Origin of the sequence: Agathobaculum massiliense, from assembly GCF_900291975.1 — a bacterium.
GTDB classification, from domain to species: Bacteria; Bacillota; Clostridia; order Oscillospirales; family Butyricicoccaceae; genus Agathobaculum; species Agathobaculum ammoniilyticum.
Map to the genome: position 1 here is coordinate 1,044,832 of NZ_OMPN01000001.1, position 20,712 is coordinate 1,065,543.

General features: G+C 57.5%; 15 protein-coding genes and 2 pseudogenes. 3 read left to right on the forward strand and 14 right to left on the reverse strand.

The annotated features are described in order from the left end of the window. Nucleotides 1–14: 14 nt before the first annotated feature. A complete protein-coding gene (locus DBQ51_RS05480; RefSeq protein ID WP_054328139.1) occupies nucleotides 15–584 on the reverse strand; it encodes a DNA-3-methyladenine glycosylase I in 570 nt (189 codons plus the stop codon). A 132-nt stretch (nucleotides 585–716) separates the two neighbouring features. After that, the gene (locus DBQ51_RS16480) at nucleotides 717–1,208 is read right to left on the reverse strand and encodes a hypothetical protein (protein WP_159068075.1); all 492 of its coding nucleotides are present in this window, start codon (nucleotides 1,206–1,208) and stop codon (nucleotides 717–719) included. Between the two features lie 104 nt (nucleotides 1,209–1,312). On the opposite strand from DBQ51_RS16480, the gene DBQ51_RS05490 reads away from it, so the two are divergent. From DBQ51_RS05490 to DBQ51_RS05500, 3 genes and pseudogenes are all read left to right on the forward strand, one after another. Then, on the forward strand, nucleotides 1,313–1,738 hold the full coding sequence (locus tag DBQ51_RS05490; protein ID WP_107630961.1) for a MarR family winged helix-turn-helix transcriptional regulator: 426 nt from the start codon (nucleotides 1,313–1,315) through the stop codon (nucleotides 1,736–1,738). 8 nt (nucleotides 1,739–1,746) lie between these two features. After that, a pseudogene (locus tag DBQ51_RS05495) lies at nucleotides 1,747–3,465 on the forward strand (ABC transporter ATP-binding protein). Next, nucleotides 3,465–5,200 (forward strand): annotated as a pseudogene (locus DBQ51_RS05500) (ABC transporter ATP-binding protein). The pseudogenes DBQ51_RS05495 and DBQ51_RS05500 overlap by 1 nt, the downstream one beginning before the upstream one ends. A 41-nt stretch (nucleotides 5,201–5,241) precedes the next feature. Here DBQ51_RS05500 and DBQ51_RS05505 read toward each other — a convergent pair. From DBQ51_RS05505 to DBQ51_RS05560, 12 genes are all read right to left on the reverse strand, one after another. Continuing rightward, complete coding sequence (locus tag DBQ51_RS05505; protein WP_107630962.1) at nucleotides 5,242–6,303, reverse strand: ABC transporter substrate-binding protein; 1,062 nt, start codon at nucleotides 6,301–6,303, stop codon at nucleotides 5,242–5,244. Continuing rightward, nucleotides 6,300–7,901, reverse strand: a complete 1,602-nt coding sequence (locus DBQ51_RS05510; RefSeq protein ID WP_107630963.1) for a response regulator transcription factor — start codon at nucleotides 7,899–7,901, stop codon at nucleotides 6,300–6,302. The genes DBQ51_RS05505 and DBQ51_RS05510 overlap by 4 nt, the downstream gene beginning before the upstream one ends. Nucleotides 7,902–7,904: 3 nt before the next feature. Continuing rightward, nucleotides 7,905–9,665 carry a cache domain-containing sensor histidine kinase gene (locus tag DBQ51_RS05515; protein WP_107630964.1) on the reverse strand — a complete coding sequence of 587 codons (1,761 nt, stop codon included), beginning with the start codon at nucleotides 9,663–9,665 and terminating at the stop codon, nucleotides 7,905–7,907. A gap of 134 nt (nucleotides 9,666–9,799) precedes the next feature. After that, on the reverse strand, nucleotides 9,800–11,113 hold the full coding sequence (locus tag DBQ51_RS05520) for a transaldolase family protein (RefSeq protein ID WP_107630965.1): 1,314 nt from the start codon (nucleotides 11,111–11,113) through the stop codon (nucleotides 9,800–9,802). Nucleotides 11,114–11,226: 113 nt separating this feature from the next. Then, the gene (locus DBQ51_RS05525; protein ID WP_107630966.1) at nucleotides 11,227–12,219 is read right to left on the reverse strand and encodes an ABC transporter permease; all 993 of its coding nucleotides are present in this window, start codon (nucleotides 12,217–12,219) and stop codon (nucleotides 11,227–11,229) included. Further along, entirely contained in the window at nucleotides 12,216–13,703 is a 1,488-nt protein-coding gene (locus DBQ51_RS05530; RefSeq protein WP_107630967.1) for a sugar ABC transporter ATP-binding protein, read from the reverse strand. Before DBQ51_RS05530 ends, DBQ51_RS05525 begins: the two co-directional genes overlap by 4 nt. 91 nt (nucleotides 13,704–13,794) lie before the next feature. After that, on the reverse strand, nucleotides 13,795–14,913 hold the full coding sequence (locus DBQ51_RS05535; protein ID WP_107630968.1) for a sugar ABC transporter substrate-binding protein: 1,119 nt from the start codon (nucleotides 14,911–14,913) through the stop codon (nucleotides 13,795–13,797). A 37-nt stretch (nucleotides 14,914–14,950) separates the two neighbouring features. Further along, entirely contained in the window at nucleotides 14,951–15,682 is a 732-nt protein-coding gene (locus DBQ51_RS05540; protein WP_107630969.1) for a cyclase family protein, read from the reverse strand. A 104-nt stretch (nucleotides 15,683–15,786) separates the two neighbouring features. Next, nucleotides 15,787–17,388, reverse strand: coding sequence for a response regulator transcription factor (locus tag DBQ51_RS05545; RefSeq protein ID WP_107630970.1), 1,602 nt, complete (start codon nucleotides 17,386–17,388; stop codon nucleotides 15,787–15,789). Next, the gene (locus DBQ51_RS05550; protein WP_107630971.1) at nucleotides 17,363–19,153 is read right to left on the reverse strand and encodes a cache domain-containing sensor histidine kinase; all 1,791 of its coding nucleotides are present in this window, start codon (nucleotides 19,151–19,153) and stop codon (nucleotides 17,363–17,365) included. Before DBQ51_RS05550 ends, DBQ51_RS05545 begins: the two co-directional genes overlap by 26 nt. 76 nt (nucleotides 19,154–19,229) lie before the next feature. Beyond that, complete coding sequence (locus DBQ51_RS05555) at nucleotides 19,230–19,946, reverse strand: ABC transporter ATP-binding protein (protein WP_199855231.1); 717 nt, start codon at nucleotides 19,944–19,946, stop codon at nucleotides 19,230–19,232. After that, on the reverse strand, nucleotides 19,915–20,712 hold the full coding sequence (locus DBQ51_RS05560; protein WP_199855181.1) for an ABC transporter ATP-binding protein: 798 nt from the start codon (nucleotides 20,710–20,712) through the stop codon (nucleotides 19,915–19,917). The genes DBQ51_RS05555 and DBQ51_RS05560 overlap by 32 nt, the downstream gene beginning before the upstream one ends.

Consider the following 20,712-nt stretch of genomic DNA (forward strand, 5'->3'; position numbering starts at 1 on the left):
CATATATAAAATAATTATTCCGGTACATACAAATAGCAACTTTTCACATGGTCATTTACAATTCCGATTGCCTGCATATAGGCATATACAATCGTACTGCCTACAAATTTAAAACCGCGTTCTTTCAAGTCCTTACTTATTTTATCTGAAAGCGGCGTTTTTGCAGGAATTTCAGTTTCCGACTTAAAATGATCAAGGATAGGTTTGTTATCAACATAAGACCAAATAAACGCATCAAAGCTTCCATATTCTTCTTGAACTTTAATAAATTGCTGTGCGTTTATGATTGACGACTTGATTTTCAACCTGTTGCGAACAATATTGGGATTTTGCATTAACTCATCAATTTTAGTTTCGTTATAGAGAGCAATTTTATGATAATCAAACTGGTCAAAGGCTTCTCGAAATGCCATTCTTTTATTTAATATCGTTAGCCATGATAATCCAGCTTGCATACCTTCGAGAATTAGCATTTCAAATAGTTTTCTATCATTATGAACTGGCTTTCCCCACTCTCTGTCATGGTATTCTTTATAGCGTTCCGTAGTTGCCCACGAACACCTTTTTCTATCGTCTTTCTTCATGAGAACCTCCGTTTCGTAAAAATTCCAAGTTGCTCTTACCTGCATTATATCATGCTGTTATAAGCATTGCTATTTATTTTCTGCTTTTGAAAAGCTACTTATTAGCCTTGTATTTTATATGGAGTAGTACTATTACAAATCATATGGATTATTCTTTGTAATATTAGAATAATCATACCATACTCCGCCATTTGCTCGTGCCATAAAGCAACAACTGTTAGCACGGATCGGTGCAATTTTAGCAATTCTATTTTTGGTGCTAACAAAGTTAATATCATATACACAACCGTAGTTGCCCAGGCAGACCCATTTTGTATTTTTTCCATCGGCTCGCTGTGTGCCAATACCATCCTTGCCGGCAGTTGCCTGACTTGCAGAAAGGGGATATTCACCAGGATTGAACGTGAGCGAACTAGATACCGTAGAATCGCCTTCAGCAGCATATAAAAGATATTGTCTTCCTACAACCAGTGTAATCGTGCTGGTTGACCGGTGATTATAAGTGAATACTGCCGATGTGCGATTAAGGTTATCGTCTTCTGCCCGTACAAGATTAGACGCAGTCGGGATATTGACGTAGGTGCTATCATAAAAAACGACATATGCTACAAGTCCAGAGGTCACTGCCTGAATTTCCACTTTTCTGGGAAAAGGCGCACACTATATTAGTACACTAACAGTAAGGAGGCTAACAGATTGTGAAAAAATGAATCGGTGCGGAACTGGGCATGCCCAACAATCTGCTCAAACGGCAGATGGCCTGCATGATGGCCGGCTCGGATGTCGATTGCATCATGGGCATGCAGAGCATGGTATTGCACTATCTGATCCAGAGCGAGGGGCAGGGGAACCGGTTTCAGCGCGATATCGAAACACAGTTTGCCATGCGCTGCTCGACCGCGACCGGCATCTTGCAGCTCATGGAACAGCACGGGTTGCTTTACCGCGAGCAGATAGTGCACGACGCGCGGCTCAAGCGCCTTGTGCTGACCGAAAAAGCGCGCGCACTGAACGCGGAAATACACAAGGGGCTTGAAAAAAACCGAGGCACTTATGCGGGAAGGCATGAGCGAAGCGGAGATAGCCACATGGTTTGCCGTGTGCGGCAAGATTCGGGAGAATCTGGAACGATACCAACGCAAGACTTCGGATGAGACAGAATATGATCAAGCAACTGGCGAAACGAGTGCGCGAGTTCAAGAAGGACGCGCTGCTCACCCCGTTTTTCGTGATTTTGGAGGTCGTGATGGAGTCGTCATCCCAACGGTGATGGCCCTGCTGATCGACCGCGGCATTGACGGGGCGATCTCGGCGAGATCTGGAAATGTGGCCTGATTTTGGTCGGCTGCGCCATGCTCGCGCTGGTGTTCGGCGCGCTGGCGGGTACCTATGCGTCGCGCGCCTCGGCGGGTTTTGCGCGGAACCTGCGGCATGATATGTATTATAAGGTGCAGGATTTTTCGTTTTCCAATATCGATAAATTTTCCACAGGCTCGATCGTCACCCGCTTGACGACTGATGTGACCAACGTCCAAAATTCTTTTCAGATGATCACGCGTATCGCGGTGCGTTGCCGTGTCATGCTGGTGTTCTCGCTCGCGATGGCGTTCCGCATCAATGGGCAGGTTGCGTGGGCGTTTCTGGGCGTGCTGCCCGTGCTGCCCGTGCTGGCAATCGGCCTCGGAATTTTAATGAAGATCGTCAGCCCCGTGTTCGCCCGCGTGTTCAAAACCTACGACCGCATGAACACGGTCGTGCAGGAAAACCTGAGCGGCCTCCGCGTGGTCAAGGCGTATGTGCGCGAAGAGCATGAAACGGCAAAGTTCAAGGGCGTTTCCGGCCTGTTCTATAAGGAATTTTCCAAGGTGCAGAAAACCATGGTCTGCGCCAGGCCGCTCATGCAGCTGTGCTTGTATGCGTGCATCCTGCTGATTTCGTGGTTCGGTGCGCGCCTGATCGTCGGCGGCAGCATGACAACCGGCGAACTGACCAGTCGGTTTTCCTATGTTATGCAGATCCTTATGAGCCTGATGATGGTCGCAATGGTCTTCGTGATGATCACGATGAGCCGCGCGTCTGCGCAGCGCATCAGCGAGCTGCTCACCGAAGAAAGCAACCTGCACGATCCGGGAAAGCCGGCCTATGAGGTCAAGAACGACGATGTGTCGTTCGAACGCGTCAGCTTCAGCTATAAAAAGTTTGCACTGCGCGATGTCAATCTGAATATCAAGCTGGGCAGACGATCGTCATACTGGGCGGCACCGGCTCGGCGAAATCATCACTTGTGCAGCTCATCCCGCCTATACGACGTGACCGAGGGCGGCGTCAAGGTGGGCGGCGTTGACGTGCGCGCCTATCATCTGAATACGCTACGCAGCGAGGTTGCAATGGTGCTGCAAAAAAACGTGTTGTTTTCGGGCACCATTAAAGAAAACCTGCGCTGGGGCGATGAGAGTGCTTCGGACGAGGAGCTTCGCCGCGTGTGCAAGCTGGTGCAGGCCGACGAGTTCATCTCCCAGATGCCCGATGGGTACGACACGCATATCGAGCAGGGCGACACCAATGTGTCCGGCGGCCAGAAGCAGCATTGTGCATCGCCCGCGCGCTGCTGAAAAAGCCTAAAATACTGATTCTGGGCGACTCGACCTCGGCGGTTGACACCAAGACCGACGCGCTGATCCGGAAAGCGTTCGCGGAGGAGATTCCGGACACAACCAAAATCATCATCGCGCAGCGCGTGTTGTCCGTGCAGGACGCAGACCAGATCATCGTGATGGACAATAGTCAGATTAACGCGGTCGGCACGCATGACGAGCTGCTCGCTTCAAACACCATTTACCAGGAAGTATATTGCCAGCAGCAGAAAGGAGGCGAGGAATAATGCTGGGACCCATGGGAGGACGCCGCGGCCGGATGGCCGGAGGCAGGAAAGCGAAAAGCCCGAAAAAGGCGCTTTCGCGCATTCTTTCTTATATTAAAACAGGATAACAGCGCAAAATTCTTCACCGTGCTGGTCTGCATCGTGCTTTCCGCGCTGGCAAACGTCGGCGGCTCGATATTCCTGCGCGTGCTGATCGACGATTATATCACGCCGATGCTTGGACAGGCGAGCCCGGTGTTCAGCGGCCTGCTAAAAGCGCTTAGCCTGATGGCATGTGTCTATGTGGTTGGCATTTTGTCGACGTTCTTGTATAACCGCCTGATGGTTTCGATCTCGCAGGGCGTTTTGAAGACCATCCGCGACCAGATGTTCGCGCATATGCAGACGCTGCCCATCCGCTATTTCGATACCAACACGCACAGCGACGTGATGAGCCATTACACCAATGATACCGATACCCTGCAACAGAAGCTCAGCCAATCGGTGCCACAGATGTTTTCTTCGGCCATCACGATCATCGCAGTGCTTGCCGCCATGCTGTTCATCAACGTGTGGCTGACGCTGTTCGTCCTCGTGGGCGTGTTTGTTATGCTGCGGGTGACTGGTAAGATCGGCGGCAATTCCGCTAAATTCTTTTTGGAACAGCAGAAGTCGCTCGGCAAGGTCAACGGCTATATTGAAGAAATGATCGGTGGGCAGAAAGTCGTCAAGGTGTTCTGCCGCGAGGAGAAATGCAAGGAGCAGTTCGACGTACTCAATGAGGAGCTGCGCCAGAATGCGACCAAGGCGAATACCTTCGCCAACATCCTCATGCCGATCATGATGAACATCGGCAACCTTTTATATGTGCTGGTTGCCATGGTCGGCGGTACGCTGGTGCTGACCGGCGTTTCGGGCGGCATCACGCTCGGCGTGATCGCCTCATTTCTCCAACTCACCAAGACATTCACCCAGCCGGTCAGCCAGATCTCGCAGCAGGTAAACTCGATCGTCATGGCGCTGGCGGGCGCGGAGCGCATCTTCGAGCTGATGGATGAGGAACCGGAGGTGGACAACGGCTACGTCACGTTGGTCAACGCTCGCGTGAATGCCGACGGCAGCCTATATGAAACGCCGGAGAAGACCAACATCTGGGCGTGGAAGCATCCGCATGAGGACGGTACAGTCACCTATGAAAAGGTGCGCGGCGACGTGCGCTTTTACGACCTGGCCGACGGCAAGATTCGTTACGACGGCATCAATATTAATAAAATCAAAAAGGCCGATCTGCGGCGCTCGCTCGGCATCGTTTTGCAGGATACCAACCTGTTCACGGGCACAATCCGCGACAATATCCGCTACGGCAACCTGTCCGCGACTGACGAGGAGGTCGAAGCGGCCGCGTCGCTTGCGAACGCGGACGACTTCATCCGCCGCCTGCCCGACGGGTACGACACCGAGATCGGCGGCGACGGCGGCAGTCTTTCGCAGGAGCGCGGCGGCGTCCGATCCGCCGGTCATGATCCTCGACGAAGCGACGAGCAGCATCGACACGCGCACAGAGTCGATCGTGCAGCAGGGAATGTACGGCCGCACGGTGTTCGTCATTGCGCACCGCCTGAGTACCGTGCAGAATGCCGACGTGATCATGGTACTCGAGCTTGGCCGCATCATTGAGCGCAGCAATCACGCTGAACTCATCGCGGAGTACGGCAAATACTATCAGCTCTATACCGGCGCGTTCGAACTGGAATGAGCGCTAAAAAGCTCCCCGAAGGGCGCCTGCCTTTTTGCCGTTTACCGGGCTTCCTCGATATGTCCGGACTGGATCTGGTAGACCACCATCCCGGTAATGCCAGTGCTTGGGTTCCTGCTGTAATCGTACGGCTGCACAATCCCTTCGATTCGGCCGCAGCGCAGAAGCGTGCCCAACGGCGGGTCGCCCTCCCGCTGCACGCGGAGCATCTGTTCCAGAATCAGCGCCTGATCGGCGCCGTAGTAGCTTTCTGCAAACAGCGGTTCTTCCCCAAAATAGGCGGTGTATTCCCTGATAAACTGCTGCTGCCGCCGCGTGAGTACCTCCGCATTGTGGCGCGGGTCGGTATACTGCGCGGCAAAGCGCAGGCCGGTGGCCTGCCCCGCGTTGATGCCGAGCGACTCATAGCCCGCCAGAAAGGACGGTCCCAGAATCGCGCCCGTGTAGCCCGCGTGCCGCAGGCCGGAGATCATGCGCGGCACTTCGGTCGTATCGCCCCAGACCAGCACGCCGTCCGCCTGCTGGGCGACGATGCTGTCAAGCGCCGCCGTGATGCCGCCGTCCTGATCGGTATAGGCGTACAAGTTGCTTTCCAGATGCGTGCACAGCCATCCCAGCAGTTCGCCCCAGGCTGCCGTACCATCTGGCAGCAGGATGGCGAGCGACTCCATGCCCGTCTCCCCGGCATAGGAAAGCAGCGCCGCCACCTCGTCGTCCCGCCCGGCCGTTGTCCGAATAGCCTGCGCGGGCGTGCCCGTGGTCAGCACCGGTATTTCCCGCCCGTCCGCAAGCAGCGCCGCCTGACCTACATTGGTCAGCACGCCGCAATACTGTTCCTGCACAAGCCGTGCACCCACCTTGCGCAGCGAGGGCAGCGAACCGTCTGTTTCAAACAAGCGCATCTCCAGCCCGTTCGCCTGCGACAGCATGAACTCCGCTCCGTTTGCAAACGCCGCCGCGCGCAGCGGATCGCCGCCCGGTGCGACCACGACCGCAACCCGCTGTACCGGCTTGGCACAGGTTTTCGCCGCCAGCAGGATCAGTACGGTCGCCGCCAGCAGGCAGGCAGCGGCGCGCAGACGGCCCGCGCGCCCGGCCGTCACGGGTTTTCCGCGCCGCCGCTGTGCGCCGCGCGGTACTCCGATGGAGACATGCCGATATGCCGCTTAAAGATCGTGCTGAAATAGGTCGGATTTTCATAGCCGCATTGGTAGCTGACCTCATAGGAGCGATGGTCTCCCGCGCCGAGCAGCCGTTTCGCATGGTCGAGTCGCACCCCGGTCAGGTATCTGATAAAGGACTGCCCCTCGTTCTGCTTAAAAAGCGCGCTGAAATAGTTGGGCGACATGCCGACCGCGCCGGCAACCTCGTCGAGCGTCAAGCCGGACTCGGAGAAATGCCCCTCGATGTACAGCTTGGCGCGCTCGACCACCGTCTTGCTTGCGTCGTGGCTGTCGTCCAGAAAATCGCAGATCTCCGCGATGAACTCGTAAAGCTGGTTCATCATGCCGCTGAGTGTCTGGCACGCGAGAATGCGCTTGTACGCGCCGGTCGAATCCTCCATGATCTCCTGAAGCGGGCAGTGGATATCGGCCAGCAGCTTCATGATCTCGCCATAGACAAAGCTGACCATCATGCGGGTGTATAAAAACGAGTTGTGCCGTGTTTTCCGGATATCCTGCTCGATGGCGTCAAATTCCCTGCGGATGGCCTCTTTGTCAAAGGTCGCTATCGTACGCACCACGCGGCTCACGTCGAACGTATCGGGCAGCCCCGCCGCCTGCTTGTCGGCTTCAGGCTCGACATCCTGATTGACGCCTACGAGAAACGCGCGCTCCAATGTCTGCATTGCCATGTCATAAGCTTCGGGACAGCGGTCGATGGACGGGAATACGGCGGAAACCGCGGTCGTATAATCATGCCCGGTGATCGACATGCGCAGCCTGCGGATATACGAGCGCGCGGCAAAAGCGACATCCGCCTCCGCTTTGCCGTAAAACAGCAGCAGGTACCGCCCGTTGCTCTCCTCAATGACCTGCATCCCGCTTTCGTCGGCCTGCTCAAGCATGACCGCCTCCAGTTCCTGCGTCAACCGGAATATTTCCTCTTCCGGCATACCGCCGGTGAGATGGTCAAACCGGTCGAGCTGCAAAAGCCCGCACAGGCAGAACGCGCTTTCCGCAAGCGTCTGCGGCAGTTCCTCCAAAAACTGCCGGCTGCTGATGCGGCGGCGCACATAACGCAGGATCTTACCGTGCAGCGCGAGCTGGCTATCCTCCTGGATGCGGCGGCGCAGCTCCTCGACCTCGTTTTCCCGGTGGAACTGGGCGTCCAGCTCGTCTTTAATGCCGCGCAGCGTGCGGCACATCGCGGGAACGTCGACCGGCTTCATCACATAATCGGATACGCCGAGCTTGACCGCGGTCTGCGCGTATTCAAACTCGCTGTATCCCGACAGGATGACGACGCGCGTTTGCAGCCCGCTGCCGCGTATCCTGCGGATCAGCTCGATGCCGTCCAGATACGGCATTCGGATATCGGTGAGCACGATTTCGGGATGGCACCGCTCGATGAGCGTCCACGCCTCGACGCCGTTTGCCGCCTGTCCGGCGAGCGAAAGGCCAAGCGTATCCCACGGGATAGCCTTGCAAAGTCCCTCACGGATGATCTGTTCATCGTCTGCTACCATTACCTGATACATCGGTCATTCCTCCAAAAAACGGTTGATGCGGATGGTGATCGACGTGCCGATCCCCTCTTCGCTTTGTATGCGGAAGCTGAACCTGCCGCGCGTCAGCGCCCGGATGCGGTCGTAAACGTTAAGCATGCCGAAGCTCTCAGCGCGCTTGCCGCCCGTCCGCTCGAGCGCGTTTTGCAGCGCGCGGAGCTTGTCCGGCGGCATGCCCACGCCGTTGTCCAGAATTTCAAACAGCACACCGTCCTCCACGCCCAGCACGTTGACGAACAGCATGCATTTGTGCTGGCAGGTTTTAATGCCGTGATACAGCGCGTTTTCGACCAGCGGCTGCAAAATCAGCTTGGGCACCGCGCACGACTCGACCGCCGGATCGACATACAGCATATAATCGAACTGCTGGGCATAGCGCATCTTCTGGATGGTCAGATAGCTGCGCACGTGCCGAGCCTCCTCGGCGACCGTGATGATATCGCGCCCGCGGCTGAGACCGGTGCGGAAAAAGGTGGTCAGCGCCTGCACCATTTCAACGACGGACTGGTTTTTGCCGTCGCGCGACAGCCATGCGATCGAGTCGAGCGTGTTATATAGGAAATGCGGGTTGATCTGCGCCTGCATCGCCTTAAATTCTGCCATGCGGAGCTGTTCCTGCTCCTCCTTAACCGCTTCCATCAGGCTGCCGATGCGCTCGGACATGCTTTGCATGTTTTTGGATAGCTCGCCGATCTCGTCATCCCGCACGGCTTCGAGCGGCTCGCCGAAGCGGCCGTCCCGCACCGAGCGGACATAGGCGATCATCTCGCGGATGGGGCGCAGCTCATAATCGCGAAGCCGCCCCGAAACCGCGATGTTGCACAGCAGCGCAAACCCTGCAATGAGCAAAATGCTCATCAGGATCAGCTTGCCGTTCTGCCGCAGAAAGCTTTTGGGCACCACGCCCGCGATCACCCAGTTGCTGCCCTGCATGCGCTGGAACAGCAGGATGTCCCGCTTGTTGTCCACCACGCGCAGGTCGGTGCCGATCGCCGTGCGGCCGGATACTTCAAGCGTCGAGCGCACGGCCTCGCTTTCCCCATCGACCACCGCGCTCATCAGCTCGTTCTGCGCGTTGAGGAGCAGCACGCTGCCCTCGCGCCCGATGTTGACGTCAAGCATCGAGCGCAGCGTGTCCTGTCGCACTTCGACCAGCACCACGCCGTTCGGCCGCCCGGTCGCGGCATCATTAAGCGCCGCGGCGACTGCCAGCACGCCTCCATCCCGGTTGTCGAGCACGAGCGAACCATGCTCCGAGACGAACCACTCGTCATACGTGCGGTTTTTGATGCGCTCGTAGTCCTCATCCGACAATAACGGCTCGTTCCGCAGGGGATAATAGCGTGATTTTGCCCGCACGCCGCTGTCTGTGCGCACATAAATCGCCTCGATGTCGGTGCGGAACTCGTTGATCGCGCGCAGGCGGTCCTCGATCGTTTGCACCGCCTGTTCGGAGGAAAAAGCGGCGTTTTGCTGCGTTGCCTGCTCGATAAACTTGTCGTTATCCACCAGGCGCGAGATATAGACCATATCGGTCAGCAGGCTGTCCATATCGCCGGACACTTTTTCGACGATCTGCGTGCTCGATTGCAGCGCCATATCGCTGATATGTGCCACTGAGATCGCGTAAACTGAAAAACCTACCAGAGTCAGCGGCACGGCCATCAGCAGCGTGAAGTATAAAAACAGACGGTTGCCCAGCGAATGCAAAAACATACCCTTGATCTTTTCCTTCATACTTCCACCTGCCCGCACCCTGTTTGGGTTTTATTATCGCATGATGTGCGATCTTCCGTCAATGTCAATAAGCGGAAGCCCTGCAGACTGGCACGCCGACAGGGCTTCCGCTCCGTAGAGAGAAAAGAAAAAATTTATTTGACCGCCTTGAGGAACATGCGCTGATAGGTCAGCACGCCCGAGGCGCTCGCGAAACGCGAAAGGTAGCTGGGCGGCGCGGTAACGACCACGCGGTGGATCATATCCTCAAACTCAGGTTCCATCAGCATTTTGTCGATATGGGGATAGATCATCTCGCCGCCCATCGAGCAGATGATCAAGCGGCTCGTCGGCAGGTTGGAATTTCGCAACACGCGCAGCGCGTGGCGGGTGGCATCCAGGCCGTCCGCGCCCTCTTCGTTCAGCGCGTTGCGGTAGGTGAGCGTCCAGCGCGCCTTATCCACCACCTTGCCAAGCGGCCCCGCCGCCTCGGCGGGCGACAGCATATCCTCGGCTGTCATCAACTCGCGCATCTTTTCTGCAAGCGCGATATCGCCCGTGGCTTCGTAATCGGCCATCAAGCCGCGCAGGGCGTAGGTGACGTTGAAGCGCTGCTTGATAAAGGTATTGATGAAATAAGGCTTGGCCTGCAAAGCGAGCGCGATCTGGTGCGGCTCGAACATCAGGGTGAAGTTGGTGCGATAGCCCTTCTGCCACAGGTGGTACGCCAGATTGTGCCCATAGAAATTGGTTTCTACCGTGCCGTCCTCAAAGCCCTTCTGGAAACTGCCGCCGACCAGCGCGGGCGCGTCATCTTTGGCGAGCGGCCCGGTGTGCGGCACTTTGACAACCAGACGGTACGGCGTCAAAATCTCCTCAAAACGGACGATCTCCTCAAGGATCTCGCTTTCGGAGGCAAACGGATTATCAACCTCGACGCTGATATCCACGCCCGGCCCGAGGATCTTACAAAGCTCCTCCATGACCTCGTATCGATCCTTAAACTTATTTCCCACATTGGCCTTGGGGTTATTGATGAAGCTGTCGTAAATGATTGCGGGATTGCAGGTCAGGTTGGCGATAAAGTCCTTGATGGGCTCAACCTCGTAGGGGTTAGCGCTGTCCGCCGAGTACAGCACCCGCGTCGGGCGTTTCACGCCGTTTTCGCCATAAGAAATATCGCGCGTTAGATCGACCTGCGCCGAGCCGCCCGCGCCGTAGCGGAACTCCGGCCGGAAACCCGCGGGCAGTACGCCCTCTGGCACCTTGAACGTGTCGATAACCTTGGAAAACTCATCCGTCACGCCGAGCGCGGACACGCTCCCTGTCAGCAGCGAAATGTCCCCCGCCGGCACCTCGAGCTGACGGATGCGCTTCCACGCGTCCTCGCCGAGTCCGCTTTGTAGCTGCAGCTTTCCCGCTGCGTGCAGCGCGTCCAATGTCACTTTCATGTCTTTCACAGAAATCATACTGTTCTCTCCTTTTGCCGGTCTTTCCGTGTTTCTATACTTTGATGATACCGGATGTCCCGCGCTGTCTCAATTCAAATTGTTTTCACTTTTTCACGAATCCGTTTCACATTTTAACGTTTCTGATCGCGGATGGTCGACAGGATGACCGCCACGACAATGATCGCGCCTTTGAGCATCAGCTGCGGATAATTCGGCACATTCATGAGATCCAGGATGTTGTTGATAATACCCAAGATAAACACGCCGATGACCACGCCGGAAACATTGCCCGACCCGCCCGAAAAGCTGACGCCGCCGATGACGACCGAGGCGATCGCGTCCATGTCCAGCCCCTCGCCGCTGTTCGGCGCGCCCACGCCGAGGCGAGCGGTCAGCAGAATGCCGCCGAGCGCGCAGCAGAACGCCGAGAATGCGTAAGGGAACACCTTCCATTTGGCGACGTTGATGCCGCTGAGCTTTACCGCCTCTTCATTGCCGCCGAGCGAATACAAGATGCGGCCGACTACGGTAAAGCGCATCAGCAGAAACGTCACGGCGATCATCAGCAGCCAGACAAGGCAGATGACCGGCACAGGGCCGAGCGTTCCCGAGCCCAGCCAGAACATGAAGTCCGCACCCAGCGTCGCTTTCCACGAGATCGGCACGGCCTGCGTGTACCAGTAGGCCACGCCGCGCGCGAAGCTCATCATGCCGAGTGTGACGATAAAGGGCGCGATGCGCAGACGCGCCACGATCAGGCCGTTAAAGCAGCCGATCAGCGTGCAAATCAGCATGGTCGCCAGAATGGCGATGCCAACCGGCAGATTCTGCATAAAGCCCGCCACCAGCACGCCTGACACCGCGACGACCGAGCCAACGCCCAGATCGATGCCGCCTGTCAGAATGACGACGAACATACCCATAGCGACGACCATATTGAGCGCGACCTGCACCACCAGGTTGGACGCGTTCGGTTTGGACAGGAATACCGGCGAAATACAAGACGCGATCACGATCATCAGCAGCAAAACGACGAGCGGGATGGCCTGTTCCTTAAAATATCTCTTGACGCCCTGAAAAGCCGTATTCTTCTTTGGCGCCGCCTGCACTGTTTTTTCACTCATGCCGTTTCACTCCTATACATCAGACTGAGGATATGCTCGCTGTCCTCCAAATGGTCCTTGACCTCGCCGACGATGCGGCCGCCGCGCATGACGAGCAGGCGGCTGCAAATGCCCTGCACCTCTTCGATTTCGGACGAAATGACCAGAATGGACATGCCCGCCTTACGCAGGTTTTCGAGCAGCGCATAGATCTCGGATTTTGCGCCCACATCGATACCCTGCGTCGGCTCATCAAATATCAAAATTTCCGGATGTGCGGCGATCGCCTTGGCGACCACCACCTTTTGCTGGTTGCCGCCCGACAGCGTGTTTACTGGGCTTTCGATCGTGTCCGACTTGATGCGCAACTCTTCGCGGAGCGTTTCGATATAGTCCCGCTCCTGTTGCCCGCGGATAATGCCGCCCCTCGCCATGCGACCGAAATTTGACAGCGTCACGTTTTCGCGGATCGAACGGATGAGTACAAGCGCTTCGCCCTTGCGGTCCTCGGGCGCAAGGAACATGCCGTGCCGGACCGCGTCGACCGGCGAGCGCATTTTGACCGGCTTGCCGCCGACCTCGATCACACCGCTTTTCAGCTTATCGAGCCCATACAGCGCGCGCACCATCTCAGTGCGGCCGCTGCCAACCAGCCCTGCCACGCCCAAAATCTCGCCTTTGTGGAGCTGGAAAGAGATGTCGGAAACCTTGTCGGTCGTCACCCCCTTGGCTTCGAGCACAACCTCGTCGGAGCGCTCAAGCGTCTTTTCGGGGAACATTGCGTCCACCCGCCGGCCGAGCATATGTACAATCAGGTCGGCCTTGGTCAGGTGGACGTTGTCCAGAACGGTGATCATCGCGCCGTCGCGCATGACCGCGATGCGGTCGCACAAACGAAACAGCTCCTCCAGCCGGTGCGAAATATAAATCATCGTGGTGCCCTTTTTCTTCAGCACCTCGATCAGGTGGAACAGGATGGTGACCTCCTGGTCGGACAGCACGGCGGTTGGCTCGTCCAGAATGAGCAGCTTGGGCTCGCGCTGCAGCACCTTGGCAACCGCGACCAACTGCCGGTTGGCGACGTTGAGCGTCCCCACCTTGGCGCGCGCGTCGATCGGGATGCCGTATTCGGCGAGCAGCGCCTCGGTGCGGGCAAAAAGCTGCCTCCATTTGACTACGCCGTTCATGAGCTTCTCGCCCAGATAGATGTTTTCGGCCACGGTCAGATCGGGCACCAGCTCAGCCTGCTGGTACACCTGCGCAATACCCAGCCTTTTGGCTGTGATCGTGTCGCGGTAGTCCTCCTTCCGGCCCTCGAACCAGACCTCGCCGCTGTCCTTCGCGTAAGCGCCGGTCAGTATTTTCATCAGCGTGGATTTGCCCGCTCCGTTCTCTCCGGCAAGCGCGATCATTTCACCCTCGCGGATGGACAGCGACACCTCTTTGAGTGCGTGCACCGCGCCAAACCGTTTATCAATGTTTTTCAGCTCCAATATCGGCTTCATAGGCGTTTATCCTTTCTGTTTTTTCCCCGGATGCTGGGAGCACCCTGCTGGGAAACCCGGCAAGGTGCTCCAAAACAGGTGTTTCACGGGATCAGAAACCTTCAAATCCTTCACAGTTTTCCGGGGTGAGAAGCTCGGGCTGCATGGCCATCAGTTTGGAAGCAGGTACCTGCGAGGGGTCGTTGAGCAGGTTGACGATGGTGCGCGCAGCGACCTCGCCGACTACGATCGGGCTGTTGACGCCAAGCGCCTTGATCGAGCCGCCGGCCTGCATGATCTCAACCGCGGCCTTGGAGCCGTCAACCGCGCCCATGATGACGCTCTCATCACGGCCCTGCCGCTTGGCAGCGGCGTAAGCGCCGACAACATGCGCGTCACAGGTGCCGATAATGCATTTCAGGTTCGGGTTTGCGACCAGCATGTTTTCCGCGGTCTCCATGCCGGACTGTTCGGAATAATCGCCCGCATATAGAAACGATACTTCCTTGAGGCGGCCCTCAGTGTCGACCGCGGCGATCGCGTCGCGCGCGCCCTTGTTGCGGTTGGAGGCGATATAGTTGCCCTCGGTACCGCCGATAATGCCGAACTCTACCTCGCCCTCATTGTTCGCGAGCATCTGCTTGGCCAGTTCCTCGCCGACCAGATAGCCAAGCTGGTACGCGTCGGTGATGCAGGCGGACAGGTACTGCGCGCCCTCATCAGGCGGTAGGTCGACCGAGATGACCGGGATGCCCGCGTCGAACGCCTTGTTCAGCGCGATATTGACAGCCTCCTGCGGGTCGGCAGGGTTGACAATGATCGCGTCCACGCCCTGCGCGATAAAGTTTTCGATCTGGGAGACCTGCTTGGTCGCGTCGCTCTCGCAGTCGGCCAGCAGCGCCTTCCCGCCCATGGCTTCGACCTCCGCCTTGCAGGTGTCGGCCAGCGATTTAAAGAAGCCAGTATTCACATTCAGCATCGCAAGGCCGATGGTGTATTCCTTATTCGCCTTGGGCTGGGGCAGCGCGTTGATATCGATGTAGGTCTGGTCGATCGGGATGCTTTTATAGATCGCGCCGAGGTCCATGTCTGTGGACGCGCCCGCGTCCGGCTGTTGGGCGTCGCCGCTCTGTAGCTGCTGCTGTCCGCTGTTGCTGCAGCCCGCGAGCATCGCGGTCATCAAAGCGCCCGCCGTCAATGCGGCAAAGAACCGTTTCATGCTGTTTTTCATAATGCTATCCTCCACTCTTTCTATTTCTGCGTTTTTCTCATACGATGATCGCCGTCGGGCGGATCGGGGAGCCGGAACCGTTTTTGATTTTGAGCGGCAGCGCGGCGAAATAGCACCGCGTCGGCAGCTGATCGAGGTTATGCAGCATCTCCATAATGAAGATCTCGTTCGGCAGCCAGTAGTTCTGGTGCCCAAAGGACTTCATCTCGTAGCCGTTCTGCACCGGCGTGTCGCAGGCGATGGTGTCCGAACCCACAGCTCTCACCTTGCGGTCGGCAAAGAGTTTTACCGCGTCTTCATCAAACCCGGGTTCGTTCGTTGCATAGTATTTCCACTCTTTGTCGAGTTTCCAATACTGCTGCCATCCAAAGTTCAAAAGGACGATATCGCCCTCTGCCGCGCGGTCTCCCATCTGTTCCTCGATCTGCAAAATCTGCGCCGCCGTGATGCGCTGTCCGGGCTTCGCGTCCAGCGGCCGGAGGTCGTAAACGATGGCCGGCGCGAACAGCATGTTCACCGGATACGTGTCGACCGTGCGGTCCATCATGGAAGAAATGATGTGCGCCGGCACATCGACGTGCGCGCCCGAGTGCTCGCCAAGCACCAGGGTTTGGCAATAATAATGGTCGTGCTCGTGCGTGACCGTTGGGTCGACGATCACCGGCGGATGCGTCGGCCACTTGGGCATATTGTGCTCGATCGTCGGGGACAGGTCGATAAACCGCGCCTCCGCGAGTAGCCGTGTGAGCTGCCCCAAGCGTTCCTCCATAAAAAATCCTCCTTTGCGGGTGATACGCTTCTCTGAAGTGTCTCTATTGTACCAACCGCGCAGGAGGATGCAAATTAAATTTTCTATCGCGCCATTTAAGATTTCTACGATTGCCCATTTTCCTGTTTGCGGTATTCGGAGGGGGAAACGCCCACGTAGCGTTTAAAAATGGTGCTGAAATAAGTGGAATTGTCATAGCCGCACATGTAGGCCACCTCGTAGGAGCGGTAGTCCCCCGAGCGGAGCAGGCGCTGGGCGTGGGTCAGACGGGTCTCGGTCAGATAGCCGACGAACGACTGGTTTGCGTTCTGCTTGAACAGCGCGCTCAAATAGGTCGGCGAAATGCCGACCGCTGCGGCCACCAGATCGAGCGAAAGCTTGGAATTTCCATAGTGTTCTTCGATATAGACCTTAGCCCGCTCGACCGCGTCCTGATTGCCGCCCACGTTTTCCTCCAGAAAATCGCACACCAGATCGAGTACGCGCATCAGCTCCCGCATCATGCTGTCGAGCGACTGGCAGGCCATCAGCCGCCGGTATGCGGCCATGGGTTCGGGCAAAATGCTCTGCACTGGGCAGCGCATCTCACCCAAAAGCCTGATGGTTTCGCCATATACAAAGCTGACCAGCATGCTGGTATACAGATAGGAATTGTGCGAGGTTTTGCGGATATTTTCCGCGATCCCTGTCAGCGCGTGATGGATCTCCTCCTTGTGGAAGCCAGACAGCGTCTTGATGATGTTCCGCATATCGATCCCCTCGGGCAGCGGCGAGGCGAACCCCTGCCCCAGCGCCTCTCCCGCTTGAATGTCCTGCCCGGTGCCGAGCAGGAACACCCTGTCCATACAGCGGCGCGTTTCCTCATACGCCTGCCGGCACAGCGCAACGCCGCCCCGCAGGATCGAGGAGGCGATCGTCGTATAGGCGGCCTGCACGCCCGTCGCACGCAGGCGGCGGACATAGGAGCGGATATGGAAGCGCAGTTCTTCCTCCAGCTCGCTGACGAACAGGACGAAATAACGCCCGTTGTCATTTTCTACAATGCGCATATCATCGTTGCTCTGCGCAATCATCGCGGTTTCCAGCTCCTGTGTGAACGAGAAGATCGTCTCCTCGTCCATGTCGCCGGTCAGCCGGTCGAAATCGTCCATCTGTACGAGTACGCCCGCGCAGAACGGCGCGTCCCGCCAGCGGGAGGGCAGGTTTTCCGCCAGCTCGCCCACGCTCGCGCGCCCCGCGAAGAACCGCCCCAGCAGGCGCTGCTGCTGCAAGACCCGTTCTTCCTGCACCTGCTGCTGTAATTGGTCGATCTCATCCTGCCGGCTGCGCTCCGCATCCAGCTCCTGCCGCAGGCGGGTAAGCACGCCGCACAGCGGCGGCAGCTCGACCGGCTTGAGAAGATAATCGCTGACGCCGAGCTGCAAAGCCGTGCGCGCATAAGTAAACTCGCCGTGCCCGGTCAGGATCAGCAGCTTGCAGTCCGGATTCTGCTCGCGCAGGGCGCGGATGAGGTCCAGCCCGTCCATACGCGGCATACGGATATCGGTGATGACGATGTCCGGCTGCTCTTTCTTCGCCAGCGCGAGCGCCTGCGCGCCGTCCTCCGCCACCGCGGCCAGCGTAAGCCCGAGCGTGTCCCACGGCACCGCGCGCCGCACGCCCTCCCGGATAATCTCTTCATCATCTGCCAGCAGAACTCGGTACATTACTCATCCCTCCCAATGTTTTTGGCAGCCGCAGCCGGACCGAGGTGCCGAACCCCGGCTCGCTGACCACTGAAATGCCGTATTCCTCGCCTGCCAGAATGTGGATGCGGTCGTTCACATTGCACATGCCGTAGCTCTCCGCGCGGATGTCCCCGCAATGCGCCAGTGCTTTGCCAAGCGCCTGAAGCTTGCTCTCGGACATGCCCACGCCGTCGTCCCGCACCTCCATCACCAGATCGCCGCCCTCCGAAAGGACGTTTACGAACAGCCTGCATTTGCGCGCGGCCGGCTTGATGCCGTGGTACAGCGCATTTTCCACGATCGGCTGGAGCAGCAGCTTAGGCACCATGCAGCCGCACACGCCGCCGTCCAGATATACCGAATAGTCAAAGATCTTGCTGTACCGGATCTTTTGGATGGTCAGATAGCTCTGTACATGCTGCACCTCGTTTTCAACCGGGATCAGATCGTTCCCGCGGCTCAGGCCGATGCGGAAAAAGCTGGTCAGCGCGGCGACCATCTCGCTCGCCCGGTCGTTTTCACCCGCCCATATCAGCCAGTTCAGGGAATCGAGCGTATTATAGAGGAAATGCGGGTTGATCTGCGCCTGCAGCGCCTTATATTCGGCCCAGCGCAGCCGCTCCTGCTCCTGCTGCACAGTCACAAGCAGGTTTTGGATGTGTCCGGTCATGTTTTTCATGCTGACCGCGAGCGCGCCGACCTCATCCTCCCGCACAATGTCCAGTCCGGCGGAGAAATCCCCGGTCTCCACCTTTTTCACATACTGCATCATTGCCTTGATCGGCCGCAGTTCATAGGCGCGCAGCCAGCGCGACACCGCGATATTGATGAGAAACGCGAACAGGCCGATCCACAAAACGGTTTGCAGGATGTGTCGGCTGTCCTCGCGCAAAAAGTCCTTGTAGACCAGCCCCGCCACCGTCCACCCGCTCGCGGGCAGGCGGCTACACAGCACAAAAAAGTCCTTTTTATCGCGCACCTCAAGCTTACTGCCGATCACTTCCCCCTGCACGAGTTCTGTCACAAGCGACTGCTGCTCGCTGTCTTCCATGAGCGCGGAGAGCACGCCGCCGTCCCGCCCGAGCAGGAACACATTGCTGTTTTCGCCCAGATCGACCCGCATCATGCGCTTGATGGCCGCGAGCTTAATCTCCACCACGATAACGCCGCACGGCTGCCCTGTCTGCGGATGGCTGATGGAGGAGATCGCGCTCAAAACGCCGTCTCCCATGTTGTCCACAATCATCGAGCCGTCTGGGCAGTTGACCCACTGGGTCGCCGCGTGGTCTCGCGCCAGCTGGTACAGCTCCTCCGACATGCCCGAGGTTTCACGCACCGAATAGTAACGCGATTTGGCGGTCACGCCGTTATCCAGCACCAGATAGGCGCCGCTCGTCATATCGTAGTACGCGCCGAGCCGCTTGAGCTGCATGCCAAGCGCTGTTTGAAGCTGCTCTCGCTCCTCTTCGTTCGACGGCTGGCGCATCAGGCACTCCCGCACCGCAGAATCCGCCGCGATCATTGAGGAAAGATCGTCCGCGTCCGCAATCATCTGGTCCAGGTCGAGCGAAACATTATTCATGATCTGCGTGGACAAACGCAGTGCGCCTCTGCTCATGCGCGTGTCGGACACATGGTAGATCACCCAGCCGGCGGCCGCCAGCGGGATCATCATAAGCAGTGTGAAATAGAGCAGCAGCCTTCGCCCCAGCGAGTGCCGGAAAAAGCACCGAAGTCGTCCCATGTGTGGCCTCCCATCTAAAACGACACAAGACCGGACCGCAGTTTTACGGTTCGGTCTATAGTCTTTTCTTGCTTTATTATTCTTCGCCCAGGTACATTTTCCGCACCTTATCGTTGCCGAGCAAAGCCTCGCCCGTGCCCGTCAGCGTAATTTTTCCGGTCTCCATCACATAGCCGCGGTCGGCCACCGCAAGCGCCATGCTCGCGTTCTGCTCGACGAGCAGGATGGTCGAGCCCATCTGCTGCAAACGCGGGATGATGTTGAAGATCTCGTCGATAAAGATCGGCGCGAGGCCGAGCGACGGCTCATCCAAAATAAGCAGCTTGGGGTTTGAGATCATCGCCCGCACCATGACCAGCATCTGCTGTTCGCCGCCGGACAGCGTGCCCGCCGTCTGCCAGACGCGCTCCTTGAGGCGCGGGAATATCTCAAACAGCCCCTCTATCTCGCCCGGGATATTCTGCTTGTCTTTGCGCAAGAACGCGCCCATCTGAATATTCTCCATCACAGTAAGCTTGGGGAACACATGGCGGGATTCCAACACCTGTGCAATGCCCCGTTTGGCGACCTTGTGAGAGGGAAAGCCGTAGATGCTCTCATCCTCAAAGGTAATGCTACCGCCGCAGGGCTTCAATATGCCCGAGATGCAGCGCAGAAGCGTCGTTTTGCCCGCGCCGTTCGCGCCGATCAGCGCGACGACCTCGTTTTCATGCACCTCCAGGCTCACGCCTTTCAGCGACTGGATCGCGCCGTATTTATGCTCAAGATCCTTGACGATCAGCGTGCTTTGCACGTTCGACACCTCCCTTGCCCAGATAGGCCTCGATGACCTGTTCGTTTTTCTGAATATCCGCCGGCAGGCCCTCGGCGAGCTTGGAGCCATGGTCGAGCACGGTGAGCTGGTCGGACAGGCTCATGGCGAGCTTCATGTCGTGCTCGATCATCAGGATCGTGATGCCCTGCCCGCTAATCGCGCGGATAATGCGGATGAGATTGTCCTTTTCCACCGAGTTCATGCCCGCAGACGCTTCGTCCAGCATCATCAGCTTGGGGCGGCTCGCAAGCCCGCGCACGATCTCGAGCAGGCGCTGCTCTCCGTAGGGCAGGTTACAGGCAAGCTCGCCCGCGCGATTTGTCAGGCCGACAAAGTCCAGAAGCTCATAGGCACGCTCAACCATCGCCTGTTCCTCAGCGCGCTCGGCCTTGGTCCGCAGAATGGCCGAGGCGATGCCGGACTTGGTGCGGCAATGCTGGCCAACAATGACGTTTTCCAGCACGTTCATTGTGGAAAACAGGCTGATGTGCTGAAAGGTGCGTGCGATGCCGAGCTGGTTGATCTCATATTTTTCGTTGCCGTTGATTTTCTGCCCCTCGAGATAAACGTTACCGGCAGTCGGCTGGTAGACGCCTGAAATAACGTTGAAGCAGGTGGTCTTTCCAGAACCGTTTGGGCCGAGCAGCCCGTGGATCTCGCCCTTTTCCACGCTCATATCCAGCTCATTGATCGCTTTCAGGCCGCCGAACTGCATGGTCACATTTTGAACTTTGAGTAATTCCAT

Excerpts from the sequence above, each read along its gene's own strand:
- DBQ51_RS05480 (WP_054328139.1), bottom strand. The coding sequence starts at position 584 with ATGAAGAAAGACGATAGAAAAAGGTGTTCGTGGGCAACTACGGAACGC.
- DBQ51_RS05490 (WP_107630961.1), top strand. The coding sequence starts at position 1,313 with ATGCCCAACAATCTGCTCAAACGGCAGATGGCCTGCATGATGGCCGGC.
- DBQ51_RS05510 (WP_107630963.1), bottom strand. The coding sequence starts at position 7,901 with ATGTATCAGGTAATGGTAGCAGACGATGAACAGATCATCCGTGAGGGA.
- DBQ51_RS05515 (WP_107630964.1), bottom strand. The coding sequence starts at position 9,665 with ATGAAGGAAAAGATCAAGGGTATGTTTTTGCATTCGCTGGGCAACCGT.
- DBQ51_RS05520 (WP_107630965.1), bottom strand. The coding sequence starts at position 11,113 with ATGATTTCTGTGAAAGACATGAAAGTGACATTGGACGCGCTGCACGCA.
- DBQ51_RS05525 (WP_107630966.1), bottom strand. The coding sequence starts at position 12,219 with ATGAGTGAAAAAACAGTGCAGGCGGCGCCAAAGAAGAATACGGCTTTT.
- DBQ51_RS05530 (WP_107630967.1), bottom strand. The coding sequence starts at position 13,703 with ATGAAGCCGATATTGGAGCTGAAAAACATTGATAAACGGTTTGGCGCG.
- DBQ51_RS05535 (WP_107630968.1), bottom strand. The coding sequence starts at position 14,913 with ATGAAAAACAGCATGAAACGGTTCTTTGCCGCATTGACGGCGGGCGCT.
- DBQ51_RS05540 (WP_107630969.1), bottom strand. The coding sequence starts at position 15,682 with ATGGAGGAACGCTTGGGGCAGCTCACACGGCTACTCGCGGAGGCGCGG.
- DBQ51_RS05545 (WP_107630970.1), bottom strand. The coding sequence starts at position 17,388 with ATGTACCGAGTTCTGCTGGCAGATGATGAAGAGATTATCCGGGAGGGC.
- DBQ51_RS05550 (WP_107630971.1), bottom strand. The coding sequence starts at position 19,153 with ATGGGACGACTTCGGTGCTTTTTCCGGCACTCGCTGGGGCGAAGGCTG.
- DBQ51_RS05560 (WP_199855181.1), bottom strand. The coding sequence starts at position 20,712 with ATGGAATTACTCAAAGTTCAAAATGTGACCATGCAGTTCGGCGGCCTG.